18 protein-coding genes are annotated in these 20,953 nt (G+C 61.5%); 5 read left to right on the forward strand and 13 right to left on the reverse strand.

From position 1 onward, the window contains the following. Window positions 1-321: 321 nt before the first annotated feature. Window positions 322-2,004 carry a serine hydrolase gene (locus K0F85_RS05570; protein ID WP_219114903.1) on the forward strand — a complete coding sequence of 561 codons (1,683 nt, stop codon included), beginning with the start codon at window positions 322-324 and terminating at the stop codon, window positions 2,002-2,004. A gap of 67 nt (window positions 2,005-2,071) precedes the next feature. Here the strand turns inward: K0F85_RS05570 and K0F85_RS05575 are convergent, their stop codons facing one another. From K0F85_RS05575 to K0F85_RS05620, 10 genes are all read right to left on the reverse strand, one after another. Beyond that, window positions 2,072-2,746: a site-2 protease family protein gene (locus K0F85_RS05575; RefSeq protein WP_374198639.1), complete on the reverse strand. Its 675-nt coding sequence runs from the start codon at window positions 2,744-2,746 to the stop codon at window positions 2,072-2,074. Window positions 2,747-2,885: 139 nt separating this feature from the next. Further along, the gene (locus tag K0F85_RS05580; RefSeq protein WP_219114905.1) at window positions 2,886-4,706 is read right to left on the reverse strand and encodes a PhoH family protein; all 1,821 of its coding nucleotides are present in this window, start codon (window positions 4,704-4,706) and stop codon (window positions 2,886-2,888) included. Between the two features lie 288 nt (window positions 4,707-4,994). Further along, entirely contained in the window at window positions 4,995-5,465 is a 471-nt protein-coding gene (locus tag K0F85_RS05585; RefSeq protein ID WP_219114906.1) for a peroxiredoxin, read from the reverse strand. A 73-nt stretch (window positions 5,466-5,538) separates the two neighbouring features. Then, a complete protein-coding gene (locus tag K0F85_RS05590; RefSeq protein ID WP_219114907.1) occupies window positions 5,539-6,498 on the reverse strand; it encodes a polysaccharide deacetylase family protein in 960 nt (319 codons plus the stop codon). Beyond that, window positions 6,498-7,550 carry a bifunctional UDP-4-keto-pentose/UDP-xylose synthase gene (locus K0F85_RS05595; protein WP_070290550.1) on the reverse strand — a complete coding sequence of 351 codons (1,053 nt, stop codon included), beginning with the start codon at window positions 7,548-7,550 and terminating at the stop codon, window positions 6,498-6,500. The genes K0F85_RS05590 and K0F85_RS05595 overlap by 1 nt, the downstream gene beginning before the upstream one ends. Window positions 7,551-7,571: 21 nt before the next feature. Further along, window positions 7,572-8,489 (reverse strand): formyltransferase, encoded by a 918-nt coding sequence (locus tag K0F85_RS05600; RefSeq protein ID WP_219114908.1) that lies wholly within the window; start codon window positions 8,487-8,489, stop codon window positions 7,572-7,574. Beyond that, the gene (locus tag K0F85_RS05605) at window positions 8,489-9,484 is read right to left on the reverse strand and encodes a glycosyltransferase (protein WP_219114909.1); all 996 of its coding nucleotides are present in this window, start codon (window positions 9,482-9,484) and stop codon (window positions 8,489-8,491) included. Before K0F85_RS05605 ends, K0F85_RS05600 begins: the two co-directional genes overlap by 1 nt. Before the next feature lie 11 nt (window positions 9,485-9,495). Further along, on the reverse strand, window positions 9,496-10,632 hold the full coding sequence (locus tag K0F85_RS05610) for a DegT/DnrJ/EryC1/StrS aminotransferase family protein (RefSeq protein ID WP_219114910.1): 1,137 nt from the start codon (window positions 10,630-10,632) through the stop codon (window positions 9,496-9,498). 201 nt (window positions 10,633-10,833) lie between these two features. Next, complete coding sequence (locus tag K0F85_RS05615; RefSeq protein ID WP_219114911.1) at window positions 10,834-12,507, reverse strand: glycosyltransferase family 39 protein; 1,674 nt, start codon at window positions 12,505-12,507, stop codon at window positions 10,834-10,836. Next, a complete protein-coding gene (locus tag K0F85_RS05620) occupies window positions 12,504-12,896 on the reverse strand; it encodes an Mth938-like domain-containing protein (protein ID WP_219114912.1) in 393 nt (130 codons plus the stop codon). The genes K0F85_RS05615 and K0F85_RS05620 overlap by 4 nt, the downstream gene beginning before the upstream one ends. Window positions 12,897-13,322: 426 nt before the next feature. Between K0F85_RS05620 and K0F85_RS05625 the strand changes: the two genes are divergently transcribed. Continuing rightward, complete coding sequence (locus K0F85_RS05625; RefSeq protein ID WP_219114913.1) at window positions 13,323-14,552, forward strand: pyridoxal phosphate-dependent aminotransferase; 1,230 nt, start codon at window positions 13,323-13,325, stop codon at window positions 14,550-14,552. Between the two features lie 89 nt (window positions 14,553-14,641). Next, window positions 14,642-15,964, forward strand: coding sequence for a homoserine dehydrogenase (locus tag K0F85_RS05630; protein WP_219114914.1), 1,323 nt, complete (start codon window positions 14,642-14,644; stop codon window positions 15,962-15,964). A 63-nt stretch (window positions 15,965-16,027) separates the two neighbouring features. On the opposite strand, the gene K0F85_RS05635 is transcribed toward K0F85_RS05630, so the two are convergent. From K0F85_RS05635 to K0F85_RS05645, 3 genes are read right to left on the reverse strand one after another with little or no spacing between them, the layout of a single operon-like run. After that, entirely contained in the window at window positions 16,028-16,393 is a 366-nt protein-coding gene (locus K0F85_RS05635; RefSeq protein ID WP_219114915.1) for a ribonuclease E inhibitor RraB, read from the reverse strand. 21 nt (window positions 16,394-16,414) lie between these two features. After that, complete coding sequence (locus K0F85_RS05640) at window positions 16,415-17,941, reverse strand: sensor histidine kinase (protein ID WP_257572545.1); 1,527 nt, start codon at window positions 17,939-17,941, stop codon at window positions 16,415-16,417. Continuing rightward, a complete protein-coding gene (locus K0F85_RS05645) occupies window positions 17,938-18,660 on the reverse strand; it encodes a response regulator (protein ID WP_219114916.1) in 723 nt (240 codons plus the stop codon). The genes K0F85_RS05640 and K0F85_RS05645 overlap by 4 nt, the downstream gene beginning before the upstream one ends. A 212-nt stretch (window positions 18,661-18,872) precedes the next feature. Between K0F85_RS05645 and K0F85_RS05650 the strand changes: the two genes are divergently transcribed. Further along, window positions 18,873-19,931, forward strand: coding sequence for a porin (locus K0F85_RS05650; RefSeq protein ID WP_219114917.1), 1,059 nt, complete (start codon window positions 18,873-18,875; stop codon window positions 19,929-19,931). 3 nt (window positions 19,932-19,934) lie between these two features. Beyond that, complete coding sequence (locus K0F85_RS05655; protein ID WP_219114918.1) at window positions 19,935-20,921, forward strand: tripartite tricarboxylate transporter substrate binding protein; 987 nt, start codon at window positions 19,935-19,937, stop codon at window positions 20,919-20,921. Window positions 20,922-20,953 lie beyond the last annotated feature (32 nt).

Raw genomic sequence — 20,953 nt, forward strand, 5'->3', positions numbered from 1 at the left:
CTGGAGTATAGGCCGCCATTTCGCTTGCGGCCAATTCACAGTATTAATGGGTATTATTCATTTCATGAATGAATGTTTCATTTGTGGTATATGCGTAAATTTCGGCTTTCTGCGGCCAGATGCTGCCTGATCTTCTCGAAAAACAAAGTGGCAAGCTAGCGTGTACTGCAGCCTGTGACAAATGGGGAGTTTTGCTCCTGATAGGGTTTGTTATGCTGGGTGGGCAAATTGGAAATATTGTCTAAAGAAAATATGCCATCCCGATAGCCATCGCCAGGGGCATGGTCAAGCTGGTTTACCCTTCCTGTGAAAGTGATCTACATGTTTAAAGTTTCCAGCATCTGCCTCGCCACCCTGATCCTGTTGCAAGCCCCTGCCGGCTGGGCCGCCGAACCCGCGCCACTGAGCCAGCGGCAGCAAGCGCTGGCCGCGCAGATCGATGCCAGCATCGCTGCGTACTACAAGTCCAGCGAACCGGGCGCCGTCGTCATCGTCGTCAAAGATGGCCAGCCTCTGCTGCGCAAGGCGTATGGCCTGGCCAACGTGCAGGATGGCCAGCCGCTGACGCCAGACATGTCGCTGCGCCTGGGTTCCATTTCCAAGCAATTCACGGCCGTCGCCATCCTGCTGCTGGCCGACCAGGGCAAGCTGGCCATTACCGATGACATCACGAAGTTCCTCCCAGATTACCCGACGCATGGCAAGAAAATCACGATCGAGCAGTTGCTCGCGCACACGTCGGGCATCCATGACTACACGGTCAAGCCTGAATTCGTGCCTAACAGTACGAAAGACTTGAGCGTGGCGCAGATGATCGATTTCTTCAAGAACGATCCGCTCGATTTTGAACCGGGCACGCAGTGGCGCTACAGCAGCTCCGGCTATTTCCTGTTGGGTGCCATCATTGAAAAGGCATCGGGCCAGCCGTATGCCACGTTTGTGGAACAGCAGATCTTCGTGCCGCTGGGCATGAACGACACGGCTTATGAAGGCCATGAGCGCCGGCCGGCCAAGCGCGCGGCCGGGCATATCCGTTCGGGAGATGCCTATGTGCCAAACTTGCCCCTGAGCATGACGCAGCCGTATGCGGCCGGCGCGCTTGTTTCCACCGTGGACGATCTGGCGCGCTGGGACGCGGCCATCTCGGACGGCAAGCTGCTCAAGGCTTCCACCTGGCAGCAGGCATTCACGCCAGCCAAGCTGAGCGATGGCAAGCTGACCCGTTCCGGCTTGGGCTGGAAGGTGGGGACCTGGCAAAACACCCCCGTCATTCACCATAGCGGCGGCATCAATGGTTTTTCCACGTATGCGATGCGCTTGCCGAAGGAGAAATTGTATGTGGCCGTGCTGGAAAACTCGGACACGGGACTGGTGGACCCCGATGTAGTCGCCCGCAAGGCGGCCGCCATTGCCGTGGGCCGGCCCTATCCCGAGATCAAGGTCATTTCGCTCAAGCCCGCCATCCTCGATGCGTATGCTGGCGTGTACGCCATCAATGACAAGGCCGGCTACACGATCCGCAACTTCGAGGGCAATCTGCTGCTGCAACGCACTGGCCGTCCGGCACAGCGCCTGCTGGCCTATTCGCCCAACGGCTTCCTGATTGAAAACACGCTGACGACGGCCGAATTCGAGCGGGGACCGAAGGGCGAGGCGCAGTTGATCCTCAACGATGGCGGCGAGTCGAAGTCCGTGCATGAGCGAGCCAGTGCCGTCAAGCCGGCCCGCGCCGTGGTTGCCATGACGACGGCGCAATTCGATGCCTACGTGGGCCGCTATGCGCTGGCGCCCGAGGTTTACCTGGAAGTGACGCGTGAAGGTGACAAGTTCTTTGCCCAGGTGACAGGTTTCCGCAAGCTGGCCATGCTGCCCATGAGCGAGACGGCCTTCTTCTCGAATGAAGTCGATGCGGAAGTGCGTTTCAGCAAGGATGCCGATGGCAAGACCCAGCAACTGGTGCTGCGCCAGGAAGGGCAGGATATGCCGGCCAAGCGGGTGAATTAAGCGGTTTGTCCTGTCCAGCCTGCCGGCCAGCGACTGCGGACGGCGGGCATTTCCTGAGTGGTGGCAGTCATGCCGCCATTGCTTTCCAGGCATACCAGCCGAACGCCACTACCCACGCCAGCAAGATCGCCAGCCCCGGCAGCAACAGCCACTTCGTCGCGGACTCTTCCCAGGCCGCGTATGGCTTGCCGCCGCGCGCCAGGGCCAGCAATGCCTGTCCACCGTTCAAGCCGGCAAACGGCAGCAGGTTGAATGCGCACAGTTTCAACGAGAACAGGGCAAACACCAGCGCAAAGCCGTGTGTACGGGCAAACGTTTCCCCTTCACCAAGCAATTCCTGCGCCGTCGACAACGGTGCCAGCGCACCGTGGATGATTTGCCCGAAGGCAGCGACAAAGCGCTCCCAGCCCGAGGCTCCCATGATGCTCAGCGACAAGGCCAGCAAGACGGCCACGCCGCTCAGCGGCAACACGAGCTGCTTCCACAGCGGCTGGAAGTTGTAGGCGTCGAGACAGGGGTCGTCGTCATACAGCGTTTCCTCGCGCGTATCTTTCAGTACAACATTGCCCGCCAGCGGCAGCAGCTTGACGTGAACTTTTCCCAAGCTCAGCAGGGTGGGACCTACGCCATAGCTGATCTGGCGCAGCGTGATGCCAAACGCGCGGGCGCACAAGGCCATGACGGAAATGTGGATGAGCATGAAAAGTAGGAAGCAAAGCAATAGCTGGAAGGCGGGATGCATGGGGCGAGTTAACCAGGAAGAAAGAGAGCGGTATTAGAACATGTCGTCGCGAAAAGTTGCGCACATGAAAAAAGCCCCGCCCGCATCGCTGCGGTCGGGGCTTTTGAATGACTGAGGCAGCTGGCGCTGCCCTGTCAATTTACAGTACTTCGCTGGCGTGGTCGGCCAGGCGCGAACGCTCGCCACGGGCCAGGGTGACGTGGCCGCTGTGGGTCCAGCCCTTGAAGCGGTCGACTACGTAGGTCAGGCCGCTCGAGCCTTCCGTCAGGTACGGCGTGTCGATCTGGGCGATGTTGCCCAGGCACAGGATCTTCGTGCCGGGACCGGCACGCGTGACCAGGGTCTTGACTTGTTTCGGCGTCAAGTTCTGTGCTTCATCGATGATGAGGAACTTGTTTACAAACGTGCGCCCGCGCATGAAGTTGAGCGACTTGATCTTGATGCGCGAGCGGATCAGGTCTTGCGTTGCCGCACGGCCCCATTCGCCGCCATCCGAGTCGGACTTGTTCAGCACTTCGAGGTTGTCGTCGAAGGCGCCCATCCATGGCGACATCTTTTCCTCTTCCGTGCCTGGCAGGAAACCGATGTCTTCGCCGACGGGCACCGTCACGCGGGTGACGATGATTTCATTGTAGAGCTTGGTTTCCAGCACTTGCGCCAGGCCGGCGGCCAGGGCCAGCAGGGTCTTGCCGGTACCGGCCTGGCCCAGCAGGGTGACGAAGTCGCATTCCGGATTCATCAAGAGGTTCAGCGCGAAGTTCTGCTCGCGGTTGCGTGCCGTTACGCCCCACACATTGTTCTTCGTGTGGCTGAAGTCGCGCAGGGTTTGCAGCACGGCCGTCTTGCCGTTGATCTGTTTTACCTGGCCGTAGAATGGCGTTTCGCCATTTTTCGGTTCCAGGTAGATGAACTGGTTGACCAGCAAGGATGGAATGAACGGCCCCGTCACACGGTAGAAGGTGGAACTGTAGCCGTTCTTGCTTTCCTGCCACGATTCCATGTCCTTGCCGTGCTTGTTCCAGAAATCGTCCGGCAATTGCACGATGCCCGAGTACAGCAAGTCCGTGTCTTCCAGCACATGGTCGTTGAAGTAATCTTCGGCCGGCAAGCCCAGGGCGCGCGCCTTGATGCGCATGTTGATGTCTTTCGACACCAGCACGACGGGGCGGCCTTCCTGTTCCGATTCCAGCGAACGCACGACGGCGAGGATCTGGTTGTCGGCCTTGCCCACTGGCAAGCCAGCCGGCAGGTCGGCGCTTTGCAAGCGCGTCTGGAAGAACAAACGGCCCTTGGCATCCTTGTTGCCCAGCTTGGACAGCAAGATGCCGTGTTCGATGGCGTCGTCATCCGTGTTGCTGATCAGTGCGTCGAGCGTGCGCGAGACCTGGCGCGCATTGCGCGCCACTTCCGTCATGCCCTTTTTATGGTTGTCCAGCTCTTCCAGGGTCATCATCGGCAGGTACACATCGTGTTCCTCGAAGCGGAACAGCGACGATGGATCGTGCATCAGGACGTTCGTGTCGAGCACGAACAGTTTGCTGATGCCGCGCTGGTCGGCGGCGCGGCTGGCGGACGACTTGAGCTGCACTTCCACAGCCTTGTGCTTGGCCGGATGTGGCTGTTCGGCTTGCTTGACGGGCTTGATCGGCGTGACCTTGCCTTTAGCCGCCGGCTTGGCTTTCGCAGCAGGTGCGGCAACGGCGGCAGGTGCGGCCGCAACCGGCACAGGTGCAGGCGCAGCAGGCGCGGGCTTGGCGACCATCAGGGCCGCCACTTGCTTGATCTTCGTGGCCGCATTGCGGACCGGCTTGCTAACTTCGGCAATCGCCGCTTCTATGATCGGTGCAGCCACTTTCTTGGCTGCCGGGTTTTTGGTGGCCGGGCGCGCTGCGCCGGCACTTGGGTAATCTTGGGTGGCCAGGATGGTGGCTGGCTTGCTCGGTAATTTTGGCAGTGGCATCAGGATCTCAATCAAAAAATTTCTGGAATGAATCGCCCATGGGCAGCCAGCTTCTGGCGGCACTTCTCATGGGGTGGATGCGGGGAAACAACAATGCTACAGGACGAATAACTGCCGGAAGGCCGACAGCATGGCCGGTCATGGACGCCATCGGCGGGCTGTTGGCCCGCCTGGCGGAGTGGGTGGAGGCGCTTCGTTGACTCAAAATGGCAATAGGTGGCGTGAACTGACTGCGGTTGAACTAAGCTCGCTGGAAGCCGGCAACGCGCATGCGATCAAAATAAACGATCAATTCAGATGCGCTACGAATTCCAGCACTTCTTCCACGTGAGTTGCGACCTTCACGCCTCTCCATTCTTTCACCAATCGGCCCTCAGCGTCAATCACAAACGTACTGCGCTCGACGCCACGCACGGTCTTGCCGTACATCTGTTTCATCTTCATGACGTTAAACAGCAGGCAAACGGCTTCGTCCGGGTCGGAAATGAGCTCGAATGGCAGTTCCAGCTTGGCTTTGAAACTCTCGTGCGAGCGCAGGGAATCGCGGCTGATGCCGTAGATTTCCACGCCGGCGGCGGCGAATTGCGAAGACGCATCGCGGAAGGCGATGTTTTCCGTGGTGCAGCCAGGAGTATTGTCTTTCGGATAGAAAAACAGCACCGTGGCCTTGGCCTGGCGACCCAGCAACTGGAAGGTCTTGCCGCTGGTCATGGCGGCGCTAAAGTCGGGTATGCTAACGAGGGATTGGCTATCAGCCACAGGTTCTCTCCTGAACGGTGATCATCAGCGCTGTTTTTATCTGGCAACGCATCCAGGTGCAACAATACAGTATTCAGGCCGCTTTGCCCTGCACAATCAGGCGTCCCGAACGCCCGGGCAACTCATCCCAGGTGACGGGGCAAACGGGCAAGTCCGTATTTTTAATCTTTTCATAGTAATCGCCCATTGCTGCAAACTGGTAGCCCTGGGCTTTCCAGCCAGCCAGCAGTTGTTCGAAAATGGGGGCGAGTTTCTGTCCTTCAAGTTCCGCATGCAAGGTATACACGTGGTCGCGCGGATTGTCCGCCGTCAGCGACAATATATGCGCGGCAACATTGCCGGTCGTGATCAACTTGCCATCGATTTCGCAGCCTAGCAGCTCGTCGAGCGTGGGCAGTGTGGTGGGCAATTGCACGCATTGCAGGATAGTGTTGCCATTGCGCACGCGGTGCGGGCCATTGCTCGGATGCAGCATGGCGCCACGCGCGTCGAGCATGGCGCGGCCGTCGGACGCATAGCGGTAGCCGGCCGTGTCGTGCTCGACAAAGGCGCTGACATTCATTTGCCAGCCGGCCGCGCCGTGCGTGTGCGGCGCCGCGCCAAACACCTGTTCGTAGCGCCTGGCGGCCTTGCGCATCATGTTGATGGTCCAGGCGGCGTTGCGCTTGGCCACGTTGTCCTGCCACAGGGTGTGATCCCAGGTATGGATGCCGCACTCGAAACCGGCATCGCGCACGGCGCGCAATTGCGCCACGCATTGCTTGCCGATATCGGGTCCCGGCAGCAAGGTGCCGTACATCAATGTTTTCAAGCCGTAGTGCTCGACCACCGAGGTGCGCGACACCTTGCTGAAAAAGCCCGGCTTCAAGGCGCGTCGCAGGGCCCAGCCCGTATGGTCGGGGCCCAGCGAGAACAGAAAGGTGGCCTTCGCCTGGTGCGCGGCTAGCATGCGCACCAAGTTGCCCATGCCTTCACGGGTGCCGCGATAGGTATCGACGTCGATTTTCAGGGTCAGTAACGGCTTGCTCAACATTAATCCATCAAGGCTTTGGCTTGGGCTACCTGGCTGCGGTAGGCGTCGAAAATATTGCGCAGGGAATCGGCCATGGTGGTGGTCGGCGCCCAGCCCAGCTCTTCGCAGGTATTCGTGATTTTCGGCACGCGGTTTTGCACGTCCTGGTAGCCGGCGCCGTAGTAGGCACCCGAGGTCGTTTCCACGATTTTCACGTGTTTCGCGCCTTCGGCGTATTCCGGGTATTCGGCGGCCAGGGTCAGCATCATGCCGGCCAGGTCGCGGATCGAATAGTTATTGGTCGGATTGCCAATGTTGTAGATTTTGCCGCTGGCGATGCCGTTCTTGTTGGCGATGATGCGGATCAGCGCATCGATGCCGTCGTCGATGTAAGTGAACGCGCGTTTCTGCGCGCCGCCGTCGACCAGCGAGATGTTTTCGCCGCGCACGATGTGGCCGAAGAATTGCGTCACCACGCGCGAGGAACCTTCTTTTGGCGTGTGGATCGAGTCCAGTCCCGCGCCGATCCAGTTGAATGGACGGAACAGGGTGAAGTTCAAGCCTTCCATGCCGTAGCCCCAGATCACGCGGTCCATCAGTTGCTTGGCGTTGGAATAGATCCAGCGCGGCTTGTTGATCGGGCCGCAGATCAGTTCCGAGTTTTCCGGATCGAATTCTTCGTCATGGCACATGCCATACACTTCCGAAGTCGACGGGAAGACCAGGTGCTTGCCGTATTTGGCGGCCGAGCGGACGATGGGCAGGTTGGCTTCGAAGTCCAGTTCAAAGACGCGCAGCGGCTGCTTGACGTAGGTCGACGGCGTGGCGATGGCCACCAGCGGCAGGATCACGTCGCATTTCTTGACGTGGTACTCGACCCATTCCTTGTTGATCGTGATGTCGCCTTCGAAGAAGTGCATGCGCGACTTGTAGTTGTCATCTTCCAGCAATTCCGTGATGCGGTCCGTGTTCATGTCCATGCCGTAGACATGCCAGTCGGTGGTTTCCAGGATGCGCTTGGACAGGTGATGGCCGATGAAGCCGTTGACGCCTAAGATGAGGACTTTTTTCATGTGAGATTCTCTTGAGTGATATCAGTGTGTGCTGACGCGGGCGGTCAGACTTGCTTGCAATTGCTGAGCCGAAATCGGCTCCCCGGCAGCCCTCAGCGCGGAAATGGCCAGCATGCGGCCGTCTCCGCAGACGCCAAAGATGCAATTATCCACTACCGCCAAGCCCGGTGGCAAACTTCCTGCTGAATGCTTGCTTAAACGGGCTATTTCGATGGTGTAAATGATATTGTTGATTTCGGTGAACGCGCCGGGATAGGGCGGCGCGACGGCCCGGTGCAGGTTGTACACCTGCTGCGCTGGTAACTGCCAGTCTATCCTGCCGTCTTCTGGCTTGCGCCCGCCAAAGTAGCCACCCTGGCGCAAATCGTTGAGCTGGCGCGGCGCCGTGCCGTCCAGCAAGGCCGGCAGCACGTGCCACAGGGTTTGTTCCGCCGCCACGGTGACCTTGCCGAAGACTTCGAAGGCCGTATCGTCGGGCAGGATGGGCACGGCCGTTTGCGCGACGATGGCGCCGGCGTCCGGCTTGACGGTCATTTCATGCAGGGTGGCGCCCGTTTGTGGGGCGCCATGCAGCACGGCCCAGTTGACGGGCGCGCGGCCGCGGAACTGCGGCAGCAACGAGCCGTGCATATTGTAGGCGGGCGCGACTTCCAGGATGCTGGCGGGCAGCATGTGACGGTAGTAAAAGCTGAACAGCATGTCCGGTCTTGCCGCCTGCACCTGCGCCAGCAGTTCGGGCGCGCGGGCGTCCGATGGCGTGATGTAGGCGATGCCTTCGGCCTGGCACAGGCTGGCGACGGATTCGAACCACAGGTTTTCCGTGGGGCTGTCTTCGTGCGTGACGACCAGGGCGATATCGACGCCGCCGGCCAGCAGCACCTTGATGCAGCGCACGCCCACATTGTGGTAGCCGAAGACGACGGCGCGTGGGGCGCCCATCAGCGGCCCACCTGGCGCTTTTCCAGGCGCACGTAGGATGGCGCCTCGGCTTCCGCCTGGGCCATGCCATCCTGCAAGATGGTTTGCACCACGTAGCGGGGGCGGGCGCGCACTTGCTGGAAGATGCGTCCCACGTATTCGCCGACCAGGCCGATGCCGAACAGGATCACGCCCATGAAGAAGAAGGCGATGGCGAACAGGGTGAACACGCCTTCGGCTTCCGCGCCCAGCAGGAAGCGGCGTACCAGCAGGAAAATCACCAGCAATGCCGAGCCCAGCGACATCGCCATGCCCAGCATGGAAAAGATTTGCAGGGGAATCAGCGAAAAGCCCGTGACCAGGTCGAAATTGAGGCGGATCAGGCTGTACAGCGAGTATTTTGACTCGCCGGCAGCCCGTTCCTCGTGTTCGACGGTAATTTCCGTCGGCTTGCGGGCGAACGTGTAGGCCAGGGCGGGCACGAAGGTGTTGACTTCGGCGCACTGGTTGACCAGATCGATCACATTGCGGCCGTACGCGCGCAGCATGTTGCCCTGGTCGGTAATCTTGATGTTGGTGATGCGCTCGCGCAGGCGGTTCATCATCTTCGATGCCAGGGTGCGCCAGGCGGAATCTTGCCGCTTGCGCCGGATCGAGCCCACGTAATCGTAGCCTTCGCGCATCTTCGCCACCAGGTTGCCGATTTCTTCGGGCGGGTTCTGCAGGTCGGCGTCGAGCGTGACCATGATTTGCCCGCGCGAAGCTTCGAAGCCGGCCAGGATGGCCATGTGCTGGCCGTAATTGCCGTTAAACAAGATCACGCGCGTGACGTCGGGGCGCTGGCGGAACTGTTCCGCCAGGATGGCCACCGAATTGTCGCGGCTGCCATCATTGATGAAGAGGATTTCATAGCTCGTCTGCAAGGCATCGAGGGCCGGATACAGGCGGGCGAACAGGCTGGCGAGGCCATCTTGCTCGTTGTAGATCGGAATGATAATGGACAGTTCAGGTTTCATCGGCGCGCTGCTTATTTGATGAGTATGGATTTGACGGTGGCGACGGCGCGTTCCACGTCTTGTGTCGTCATGGCGTAGAACATCGGCAAGGTCACGGTCAGGCGGCCGATCTTTTCCGAGACGGGGAACATGCCTTCGGTAAAGCCGCGTTCGCGGTACATGGTAAACAGGTGGATCGGTGCGTAATGATAGCCCGTTCCCACGTTTTGCTGCGCCATTTGCTGCATGAAGGCGGCGCGCGTGCCGGGGCCATTGTCGGGCAGGATGATCTGGAACAGATGCCAGTTGCTGTTTTCAAAGTCTTGCACGGGCAGCTGGGCGCCGCTCTGCGCTTCGAAGTCGCTGCCGAACTGCGCGAAATAGTGGCGTGCCAGCGCGCGGCGGTGGGACGTGATCGCATCGATATTGGCGAACTGGCCCAGGCCGATGGCGGCCATGATGTCGCTCATGTTGTATTTGCCGCCCAGCACATCGACGTCGATGCCGTCGACGCCGCTGCGCGTCACGCCTTGCAGCCGGTATTTCTCGGCCAGCCTGGCTTCTTCCAGGTTGTTCAGGACGAGGCAGCCGCCTTCGCCCGTGGTGATGTTCTTGTTGGCCTGGAAGCTGAACGAGACGAAGTCGCCAAACGCGCCGATGCGTTTGCCCTTCCAGGTGGAGCCGAATGCTTGCGCCGCGTCTTCCACGACGCGCAAATTGTACTTTTCAGCAATCGCGTACAGGCGGTCCATGTCGACGGGCAAGCCGGACAGATAGACGGGGATGATGGCTTTCGTACGCGGGGTGATGGCCGCTTCCAGCTTGTCGAGGTCAATATTGCGCGTGACGGGGTCGATGTCGGCAAACACGGGCGTGGCACCGACTTCGATGATGACGTTGGCCGTCGCTACCCACGACACGGGCGTGGTGATGACTTCGTCGCCGGGCTTGACACCGGCGATGCGCAGCGCGATTTCCATGGTGCACGTGCCCGAATTGAAGGTACGCACTGGGCGCCCGCCGAAATACTCGGACAGCTGGGCTTCGAATGCTTGCACTTTCGGGCCGCTGGTGATCCAGCCCGAGCGCAGCACTTCGCCGACGGCGGCGATGGTTGCTTCATCGATGGTGGGTTTGGAAAATGGCAAAAAGGGCAGGGTAGAGGTCATGGGGCGCAATTCTTGGATCGGTATTGTGTCAGTGTATCGGTGTCGCCGAGGCTGCCAGCGCGCTCGAAAGCCGCCGGCAGGCGTGGCTATTTTATATCGTCAGTATGGCGGCGTAGCCGGTTCAGCGGTGAAAAATCCTGCTGGTGCGGGGGCGGGGCTGGCAGGGACGCGCTCCGTGCTGCCTCGCGCCCCTGTCAATATTTATTTGTTGGCAATGACCATGCGGCGCGCATCTGCAGCGATCACACGCATGGGCACGCCACGCACTTGCAATTCCTTGTAACGGTCCAGGCTGATAATGGCCATGTCGCGCACGCCCGCGTTGGCATCGTTCGTCCACTGGGTGATGAAAGGCTCGATGCTCGGGATGGACAGTTCGGGCTGCTGTTTCAGGCCAAACGTGAACTCATCCCAGTAATCGACGAGGATCACGGGCCGCTGCAGATAATACGTCAGCGACTGTTCATAGATGCCGACCGAATAGAGCTTGGTATCGGCCGTCAGTTCGGCCTGGATCTGCGGCAGCATGTCGGTGCCTGCGCGGTTCTGGCCATACAGTTCGGAGCCGGCCAGGATGCAGTGCGTGGCCAGGAAGCCGGCGCCGGCGATGGTCAGCACCGTCATGTCGCGGCGCAACTGGCGCGCATGCAGCAAGGCCAGGGCACCGCCGGCCAGGGCGAAGAAGCCGGCCGCCATCAGCCATGGCTGGTAGCCCTTGAGCGCGGTCAAGGCTTGCGCGTCGCGCGCGCTGGCCTTGCCGAAGGCGATCGGTCCGCCGATCAGGATGGCCGCGCCCAGCAGGCACAGCAGGCCGGCGGCGAACAGGCGCTGGCGGCGCGAGGCCGATTCCAGGTACAGCGCCACCAGCAGCGCCAGCGCAGGGAAGATGGGCACGATATAGCCAGGCAGCTTCGAGGTCGAATAGCTGAAGAAGAAGAAAATGAAGACGGCCCAGACCAGCAGCATCAAGCGGGGCTGGAAAGCGCCTTCCTGGCGCTTGAAGGCAGCGGCCAGGCTTTGCGGCAGCACGCCTATCCAGGGCAGGATGCCGGGAATGAGCAGCACCAGGAAGTAGTACCAGGCGCCTTCGCGCTTGTGTCCCTTCATCAGGAAGCGCTGAAAATGTTCGTGGATGAAGAAGAAGTGCGGCTGTTCCGGATTGCGCAGGGCGACCAGCACGAACCAGGGCGTGGCGACGGCAAAGAACAGCAGCAAGCCCTTGACCAGGTGCAAACGCGTCCAGATGCGCCAGTCGCGCGCGCACAGCGAATACAGCACCAGCACGGCGCCCGGCAGCACGATGCCGATCAGGCCCTTGGCCAGCACGGCCAGCGCCATGGCGGCCCAGCAGACCAGCATCCAGTTGCGCCGTTCCAGCGCCGTGGCGTCGTCGCGCTGGGCGATCAGCAGGCTGCACAGGGTCAGGGCCATCATGCCGGACAGGCCCATGTCCAGTGAATTGATCTGGCCGGAAGCGAGCCAGAACAGGCTGGACGCCAGTACCAGGCCCGCATACAAGCCCACGCGCGGGCCGAACACTTTCTTGCCCGCGTAGGCCGTCATGCACACGCCGAGGATGCCGCACAGGCCAGTCCACAAACGGGCTTGCCATTCGCCCAGGCCGAAAGCGGCGAAGGTCAGCGCATTCATCCAGGTTTGCAGCGGCGGCTTTTCAAAGTACTTGATGCCGTTCAGGCGCGTGGTGATCCAGTCGCCCGTGGCGAACATTTCGCGCGCCATCTCGGCGTAGCGGCCCTCGTCGGGCGGAACCAAAGTGCGCGCGCCCAGTGCATACAGGGTGACGACGATGAAGATGCCTAGCAGGGACCACATCAGCACCCGGGAAGAGTGCAGCTCGTTGACATTGATTTTCATGCAGCGCTGCCTGCGCCAGGCGCCAGGATCAGGGCCAGGGTGACCTTGCGGCCTTCACCCATCAGGATGTTATAAGTGCGGCAGGCTGCCTGGCTATCCATGCATTCGACGCCGATGCGGCGCATGGTCAGCGCTGCCGTCAGCTTCGGATGCACGAAACGCTGGCGCTCGCCCGTGCCAAGGATGACTACGTCGGGCGCGTCGGCCAGGATTTGCGCGAAATGCGCCTCGGTCAATTCTTCGAAACTGCCCACCTCCCATGCCCGTGGTGGCATTTCCGGCATGACGATCAGGCTATAGTTGTACGGTTGGGCATTGATCTCGACGCCGTTTTCGTCATAGCCGGTGACAGTCTGGTATTGTTGGGTGCTGCTGGCATGGAGTTTCATGGCGATATCGGGGGGCTGGTCGTGTCGGTTGATCGGTGCGCGCGCGGCCAAACTGCGTGCCGCGGCCAAGGGCGCAAGCATGCCATAAATGACAGAAAAGAGCGACTGAAAAGCAACATCCCTTCCAAATTGCAATGTTCGGCGCCACATTGGCGATGCCATGCCTGCGCCATGGTAATGCTGCAAGATTAAGGGAAGATGAAGATGGCGCCCGCCCGATTCTCGTCCGGATGCGGCGGCGTGGCAGAATCGGCGTCAAATGCTGGGGTTCGCCATGTTTAATTTGATAAAATGGCTTGTTTTCGGCGAGAATGCTTGTTTTCGCCTTGCAGTCTTTCGCATCGCAGTTTCACGGGTTCATAGTTCTGGCGCGGCTACCATGCTGCAAGTTCTGCTCACCGCGCCGCATCACGACAGGGATTTATTTTGCGACCGATTCAGAAATCGAATAAATTGGCGGACGTCTGCTACGACATCCGCGGCCCGGTCCTGGAAAAATCCAGGCAAATGGAAGAAGAAGGGCACAAGATCACCAAGCTCAATATCGGCAACCTGGCCGTATTCGGCTTCGATCCGCCCGACGAGATCGTGCGCGACATGATGCTCAATCTGCAGAACGCGGCCGGCTATACGGATTCGAAAGGCATGTTCGCGCCGCGCAAGGCCGTCATGCACTACACGCAGAGCAAGAATATCGCCGGCGTGACCATCGATGACATTTACCTGGGTAATGGCGCTTCCGAACTGATCGTCATGGCGATGAACGCCCTGCTCAACAGTGGTGACGAAGTGCTGGTGCCGGCGCCCGACTATCCGCTGTGGACGGCCGCCGTCAGCCTGTCGGGCGGCAATCCGGTGCATTATGTGTGCGACGAGCGCAACGAGTGGTATCCTGACATCGAAGACATGCGCCGCAAGATCACGCCGCAAACGAAAGCCATCGTCGTCATCAACCCGAACAACCCCACGGGTGCGCTGTACCCGGTTTCCGTGCTGCAGCAGATCGTTGAACTGGCGCGCCAGCACCAGCTGATCATTTTCGCCGACGAAATCTACGACAAGGTGCTGTACGACGAGGCCGAGCACGTGTCTATCGCCTCGCTGGCCGACGACGTCCTGTTCATCACCATGAACGGCCTGTCGAAGAATTACCGCTCCTGCGGCTACCGTTCCGGCTGGATGGTGGTCTCGGGTGAAAAGCGCCACGCAAAAGATTACATCGAGGGCCTCAACATGCTGGCCTCGATGCGGCTATGCGCCAACGCGCCGGGGCAGTTTGCCATCCAGACGGCGTTAGGCGGCTACCAGAGCATACAAGACCTGGTGGGGCCCGGCGGGCGCCTGTTGAAACAGCGCGACCTGGCGCACAAGCTGCTGACCGATATTCCGGGCGTCACCTGTGTCAAGCCGAAGGCCGCGCTGTACATGTTCCCGCGCCTGGACCCGGAGATCTATCCGATCGCCGACGACCAGCAGTTTGCCTATGAATTACTGGCTGAAGCGAAGGTACTGATCGTGCAGGGCACGGGGTTCAACTGGATCGCGCCCGACCATTTCCGTGTCGTCTTCCTGCCCAACTCCGATGACCTGACCGAGGCCATGGGGCGCATCGCGCGCTTCCTCGAAGGTTACCGCAAGCGTCACGGCCGGGCCTGAATCAGCCAGCAGCAGCAATCTCGATCAACCATACCGATCAACCTGGCGCCGCCCTAGGGGGCGCCACTTATGAGTAGTCAAGCACAACTATGAAATCCATCAAGATCGGCCTGCTGGGCCTGGGCAATGTCGGTTACGGTACGTTCAGCGTCCTGAAACGCAACCAGGAAGAAATCAAGCGCCGCGCGGGTCGCGGCATTGAAGTCGTCGCCGTCGCCGTGCGCGACGTGGCGCGCGCCGAAGCGCTGGTCGCCGGCGCCTGCAAGGTCGTCAATGACCCCTACCTGATCGTCAACGATCCCGAGATCGATATCGTGGTCGAACTGATTGGCGGCTACGACCTGTCGAAAACCCTGGTGATGCAGGCCATTGCCAACGGCAAGCACGTGGTCACGGCCAACAAGGCCCTGCTGGCCGTGCACGGCAACGAAATCTTCGCCGCCGCCCAGGACAAGGGTGTGATGGTGGCCTTCGAAGCGGCTGTCGCGGGCGGCATTCCCATCATCAAGGCCTTGCGTGAAGGCTTGACGGCCAACCGCATCGAATGGATCGCCGGCATCATCAACGGCACCACCAATTTCATCCTGTCCGAGATGCGCGACAAGGGCCTCGATTTCGCCACCGTGCTGAAACAGGCGCAGGAACTCGGTTACGCCGAAGCCGACCCCACCTTCGACATCGAAGGCGTCGACGCCGCGCACAAGGCCACCATCATGTCGGCCATCGCCTTCGGCATCCCGGTGCAGTTCGACAAGGCTTACGTGGAAGGCATCAGCAACCTCAATGCCGTCGACATCCGCTACGCCGAGCAGCTGGGCTACCGCATCAAGCTGCTGGGCATCACCAAGCGCGCCATCGTCAACGGCGTGGAAGGCATCGAGCTGCGCGTGCATCCGACCCTGATCCCGGCCAAGCGCCTGATCGCCAACGTGGAAGGCGCCATGAACGCGGTGCTGGTGCATGGCGACGCCGTCGGCGCCAGCCTGTATTCGGGCCGCGGTGCGGGCGCCGAGCCGACCGCTTCGTCGGTGATCGCCGACCTGGTCGACATCACGCGCCTGGCCACGGCCGACCCGGAACACCGCGTGCCGCATCTGGCCTTCCAGCCGAACGCGATGACCAACATCGACATCCTGCCGATGTCGGAAATCACCACTAGTTACTACCTGCGCATGCATGTGGCCGACCAGCCGGGCGTGCTGGCCGACCTGACGCGCATCCTGGCCGAACGCGGCATCTCAATCGACGCCATGCTGCAAAAAGAGCCGGCTGAAGGCGAGACGCATACGGACATCATCATGCTGACGCACCAGACGCAGGAAAAGAACGTCACGGCCGCCATCGAGAAGATGGAAGCGCTCGATAGCGTGGTGGGCACCGTCACCAAGATTCGCCTGGAAAACCTGAGCTGAGCGTTTTCAGTGATCCATGCAAAACGGCGCCTGCAGGCGCCGTTTTTTCATGGCCAGACCGTCTTACAACTGTGGCACCTCGGGCGCGCCGACGGGGCCTACATCCATGCCGTCATAGCTTGCCAGCTGGTTTTCCTGCGCAAACGCCATCAGTTCGCCATTGCGCGCATGCAGGCTGTCGACGCCATGCACTTCGGCCTTTTCCACGTGCAGCACCCACACCGGGGCGGCGGCCACATCATCGAGTTCGGGCTGGTACAGTTCCACCGGGCGGTAGCCCTGCAGCGCCAGCAAGGTGGCGGCCTGCTCCAGCGGCTCGGACGTGGGGTTGGTGAAGTAATAACCCCACAGCAACGGCTGGGACAAATCCCATGGCGCGTTCTCGGCGATATTGGCAAACAGTTCGCTTACATCTTCTTTGGTCATCATGGCGGTGCCTTCCTTAAAATCTCAGGGCGCGATCTTAGCACCGACTGGCGCTGCGGCGAAATACACGCCGACTTTCAATCCATGTCCATTCGCTGCCGTGGCCAGTTCCAGCCGGGCGCCATGCAGGGCGGCGATGTCGCGCACGATGGCCAGGCCCAGTCCCGCGCCGCCAGGGTTGCTCTCGAGCGCCGCGCCGACCCGGTAGAACGGTGTAAATACCCGTTCGCGTTCTGCGGGCGGGATGCCGGCGCCGCTGTCCTCCACCTCCAGCACCGCGCCGTGCTCCGTCTGTGCAGCACGCACGCGCAGGATTACGCTGCCGCCCTGCGGCGTGTAGCGCAGGGCGTTGTCGACCAGGTTGGCCAGCAGTTCATGCAGCAGCAGGGCCTGGCCATGCACGGGCGCCTCGTCGGGCGCTTCCAGCGACAGGTCGATATTCCTGCTGACGGCGGCCATGGCCATTTCCAGTCCCACCTGCTGCGCCACGTCGCGCAGCGCGACGGTGTCCATGGCCAGGGTGTCGCCGCCATGTTCGATGCGCGCCAGGGTCAGCAGGCGGTTGGCCAGCAGCACGGTCGAATCGGTGGTGGCGGCGATCGAGCGCACGATGTCGCGCAGGGCGGCCATGTCGGACGGCGTGCCTGCCTGGCGGTCGCATTCGCGCATGGCCAGTTCTGCCTGGGTTTTCAGTACGGTGAGCGGTGTGCGCAACTGGTGCGAGGCATCGGCGATGAAGCGGCGCTGGCTGGCGATCAACTGCTGCAGGCGCGACATGGCGCCGTTCATGGCACTCACCAAAGGCCGCATTTCCTTGTGTACCAGCTTGGGATCGACATCGGACAGGTCGGACAGGGTGCGCGTCTCGACTTCCGTTTTCAGGCGCATCAGCGGTTGCAGCACGAGGCGCACGGCAAACCACACGAGGGCCCCCATCACCAGTATCATCGCCGCCTGCCAGCTCAGGGTATCGAACAGGATCTGGTTCGACAGGCCGCGCCGCGCGTCCAGCGTTTCTGCCACCTGGATCAGGGCGATGCCGCGCATCGAATCGTCGTATACAGGTTGCAGCAGGGCCGCGATGCGGATCGGCTTGCCGTGGTAGTCGGCGTGGTAGAAACGCACCAGGGCAGGATAATTCTGCGAGCGGGGCACGTTTTTCGGCACGGGCGGCAAGTCGCCATAGCCCGACACCAGTTCGCCGTTGATGCCCGTCACCTTGTAGTAGATGCGCCCCAGGGTGTCGGTCTCGAAGCTGTCGAGTGCCACGTAAGGCACGTCGGCCACCACCTTGCCGCCGACGATGGAAACGCGCTCGGCCAGCGCCCGCGTCGACGCCAGCAAGGAGCGGTCGTAGGCCATGTCGGCCGCGTCGAGCGCGTTACGGTAAACAAAAACGGCATCCAGCAGCACCAGCATTACCAGTGGGATCAGCAGCCAGCGCAGCAACTGGCTGCGCAGGCTGCCCAGCGGCAGGCCCTGCGCCCAGCGCCGGCGCAGGCGTGCGAACAGGGGCAGGCGCGGGTGCAGCTGTTGCTTGGCGGCGCTCATTTTGGCGTGGCAGGCGCCATCGCGCTGCGCGGCTGCAGCAGGTAACCGATGCCGCGCAGGGTGGTGATGACGGCGCCATCGGGCGCGCCGCTTTCCACGCCGTTTTCCAGCTTTTTGCGCACGCGGTGGATATATAGTTCGATGGCGTCCAGGTTGGCGTCGTCGGCCAGGGCGAACACTTCATCGAAGAGTTTTTCCTTCGATACGGCGCGCCCCGAGCGCGTGATCAGCGCTTCGAGCACCGCGTGTTCGCGCGGCGTCAGGGGGAAAGGGGCGCCGGCATAGCTGAACATGCGCGTGACGGTGTCGAAACTGAGGGCGCCGCAAGTGTGCACCAGGGCTTCGTTGCCCTGGCTGCGGCGCAGCAGGGCTTTGACGCGCGCCTCCAGTTCGGCCAGTTCGAACGGCTTGGCCATGTAGTCATCCGCGCCCAGGTTCAGGCCTTGCACTTTGTCATCCAGGCCGCCGCGCGCAGTGAGTATCATGACGGGCGTCTTGCCGCGCGTGCCGCCGCGTGCGCGCAGGCGGCGCAGCACGTCCAGACCATCCATCTTTGGCAGGGTCAGGTCGAGCAGCACCAGGGAGTATTCCTGCGTGTGCAGCAGGGCGTCGGCATCGGCGCCGTTGTGGGCGGTCTCCACCGTCAGGTGCGCGTCGCGCAGGGCCTTTGCCAGCCAGCGTGACAGTTCCAGATGGTCTTCCACTAATAATATGCGCATGGTCTCCGCCATTCGTTTGAAACGATACAGTGTAAGCCTGCCTGCGCCTTGCCGACAGGGGCCGCTGTGAATTTGTTGGCATGGCTTGTGGCTGGCCGGCGACACCTTTCAGGCTGAAAGCGAATTGAAAGGATCGCGCTCATATAGTGTGATCCTGATTCATGAAATTGATCAGGCATATCACCAATAACTATATCTAAGGGAGACTCTACATGAAAAAAACAGCATTCTCGCTGGCCGCCATGGCCTTACTCGCCGCCGGCAGCGCCCAGGCCCAGTCGAACGTCACCTTGTATGGCCGCCTCGACGCCGGTATCAGCAACACCAGCAATGCGGGTCCGAACAAAAGCTCGGTGACGCAAGTCAGCTCGGGCGGCATGAACACTTCGCGCTGGGGCATTCTGGGCAGCGAAGACCTGGGCGGCGGCCTGAAGGCCGTGTTCAATCTGGAGGGCGGCATCATGGTTGACACGGGCGCCGCCGATGGCGCGCTGTTCAAGCGCCAGGCAAACGTGGGCCTGGAAGGCGCGTTTGGCCGCGTCGTGCTGGGGCGCTCCTTCACCACCGTGTATGACTTCGTGCTGCCGTTCGATCCGATGGCCTATGCGCCGTTCTACTCGTGGGCCACCTCGGGAAACGCGACGGGCGCGAGCAAGTACGGCATGACGACCGCCTTCGACAACATGGTCAAGTATTCTGGCAAGACGGGCGGCTTCAGCTACGGCGCGTCGTATGGTTTCGGCGAGCAATCGACGGGCAGTTCGGACAGCGCCAAGCTGTCCACCGGTGTCAGCTATAAAACGGGGCCTGTCAGCCTGCTGGCCACGTATGAACAGGTGAACGGCAATACCATCGCCGGCGGCGCGCGCGACAAGACCACCGTCTACCACCTGGGCGCCATGTATGACGACGGCCCGTGGAAAGTGCAGGCGGCGGCGCGCGACTACAAGCTTGATCCGGCTGCCGCAGGCAAGGCCGACGTGCGCGGTACCCTGTACTGGGGCGGCGTCAGCTACAAGACCACGCCGGTGATTACTCTGACGGGCGCGATCTACTATCAGGACGTGAAAAACGTGGCCGCCAACCTCGATGCCGATCCGATCATGTACGTGGCGCGCCTGCGCTACGCCCTGTCCAAGCGCACCGACCTGTATGTGGCCGGCGCCTACGCCAAGGCCAAGCACAACCAGCTGGTCAGCCTGTCGCGTGACGATGCCGGTTTCGGCGACACGCAGCGCGGCCTGATCGCCGGCATCCAGCACCGCTTCTAAGCCATGATGCTGCTGCGCTCCCTGCTCCTGTCTTTATCGTGCCTGCTGCCCGCCGTGGCGGGGGCGCAGGCGTCCGCACCGGCCGAGTGCGTGGTGCCGTCCAAACCGGGCGGCGCCATGGACCTGACCTGCAAGCTGGCGAAAAAAGGCCTGGCGCAGGAGGGCGTGGCAGCCACGCTTGCTGGACCGGCCATGCGTATCAGCTATCTGCCCGGCGGCATCGGCGCCGTGGCCTGGCATTCGATGGCATCGCAAAGGCGCAGCGCGGAGGCGAATACCCTGGTGGCATTTTCGGGCGGTTCGCTGCTCAATCTGGCGCAGGGCAAATTCGGCAACGCGAAGGCGGGCGATGTGCGCTGGGTGGCGGCGCTGGGCGCCGACTACGGCATGATTGCCGTGCGCAGCGACTCGCCCTACAAGACCCTGGCCGACCTGATCGCCGCGCTGCGCCAGCATCCGGACAAGGTGCTGATCGGCGTCTCCGGCACCATCGGCAGCCAGGACTGGCTGAAGATGGCGTTGCTGGCGCGCCATGCAGGCATCGATCCGAAAGTACTGCGTTTTGTTGCCCTCGAAGGCGGCGGCGAAGTGTTTACGGCGATGCAGGCCGATTATGTGCAGGTGGTCTCGGGCGACACTTCCGAGGCTACCCTGAATGCCAGCGCCAACCATGCGCGCGTGCTGGCGGTGCTGTCGGAAAAACGCCTGCCCGGTGTGCTGGCCGGCGTGCCGACGGCGCGCGAGCAGGGCTACGACGTGGTCTGGCCGATCATCCGCGGCGTGTGGATGGGACCACAGGTACCCGAGGCGGACTACCAGCGCTGGGTGGCGACCTTTGAGCGCGTCATGGCCACGCCGCAGTTCGCCGAATGGCGCGCCCAGGCCGGCCTGTACCCATTCGCCCTGACGGGGCCGAAGCTGACCGCGTATGTCAAGAAGGCGGTCGACGAGTATGCCAGGCAGGCGAATGAGCTTGGCCTGATGCGTTGAACGACATCCTATTAAAAAACCTATTCATAGAC

Source organism: Janthinobacterium sp. UMAB-56 (assembly GCF_900095265.1).
Classification (GTDB): domain Bacteria; phylum Pseudomonadota; class Gammaproteobacteria; order Burkholderiales; family Burkholderiaceae_D; genus Janthinobacterium.

Bases quoted from the DNA above. Each gene is read 5' to 3' on its own strand.
- K0F85_RS05645 (WP_219114916.1), bottom strand. From the start codon at position 18,660: ATGCGCATATTATTAGTGGAAGACCATCTGGAACTGTCACGCTGGCTG.
- K0F85_RS05620 (WP_219114912.1), bottom strand. From the start codon at position 12,896: ATGAAACTCCATGCCAGCAGCACCCAACAATACCAGACTGTCACCGGC.
- K0F85_RS05590 (WP_219114907.1), bottom strand. From the start codon at position 6,498: ATGTTGAGCAAGCCGTTACTGACCCTGAAAATCGACGTCGATACCTAT.
- K0F85_RS05605 (WP_219114909.1), bottom strand. From the start codon at position 9,484: ATGAAACCTGAACTGTCCATTATCATTCCGATCTACAACGAGCAAGAT.
- K0F85_RS05570 (WP_219114903.1), top strand. From the start codon at position 322: ATGTTTAAAGTTTCCAGCATCTGCCTCGCCACCCTGATCCTGTTGCAA.
- K0F85_RS05630 (WP_219114914.1), top strand. From the start codon at position 14,642: ATGAAATCCATCAAGATCGGCCTGCTGGGCCTGGGCAATGTCGGTTAC.
- K0F85_RS05610 (WP_219114910.1), bottom strand. From the start codon at position 10,632: ATGACCTCTACCCTGCCCTTTTTGCCATTTTCCAAACCCACCATCGAT.
- K0F85_RS05635 (WP_219114915.1), bottom strand. From the start codon at position 16,393: ATGATGACCAAAGAAGATGTAAGCGAACTGTTTGCCAATATCGCCGAG.
- K0F85_RS05575 (WP_374198639.1), bottom strand. From the start codon at position 2,746: ATGCATCCCGCCTTCCAGCTATTGCTTTGCTTCCTACTTTTCATGCTC.
- K0F85_RS05600 (WP_219114908.1), bottom strand. From the start codon at position 8,489: ATGGGCGCCCCACGCGCCGTCGTCTTCGGCTACCACAATGTGGGCGTG.
- K0F85_RS05640 (WP_257572545.1), bottom strand. From the start codon at position 17,941: ATGAGCGCCGCCAAGCAACAGCTGCACCCGCGCCTGCCCCTGTTCGCA.
- K0F85_RS05580 (WP_219114905.1), bottom strand. From the start codon at position 4,706: ATGCCACTGCCAAAATTACCGAGCAAGCCAGCCACCATCCTGGCCACC.
- K0F85_RS05595 (WP_070290550.1), bottom strand. From the start codon at position 7,550: ATGAAAAAAGTCCTCATCTTAGGCGTCAACGGCTTCATCGGCCATCAC.
- K0F85_RS05650 (WP_219114917.1), top strand. From the start codon at position 18,873: ATGAAAAAAACAGCATTCTCGCTGGCCGCCATGGCCTTACTCGCCGCC.
- K0F85_RS05615 (WP_219114911.1), bottom strand. From the start codon at position 12,507: ATGAAAATCAATGTCAACGAGCTGCACTCTTCCCGGGTGCTGATGTGG.
- K0F85_RS05655 (WP_219114918.1), top strand. From the start codon at position 19,935: ATGATGCTGCTGCGCTCCCTGCTCCTGTCTTTATCGTGCCTGCTGCCC.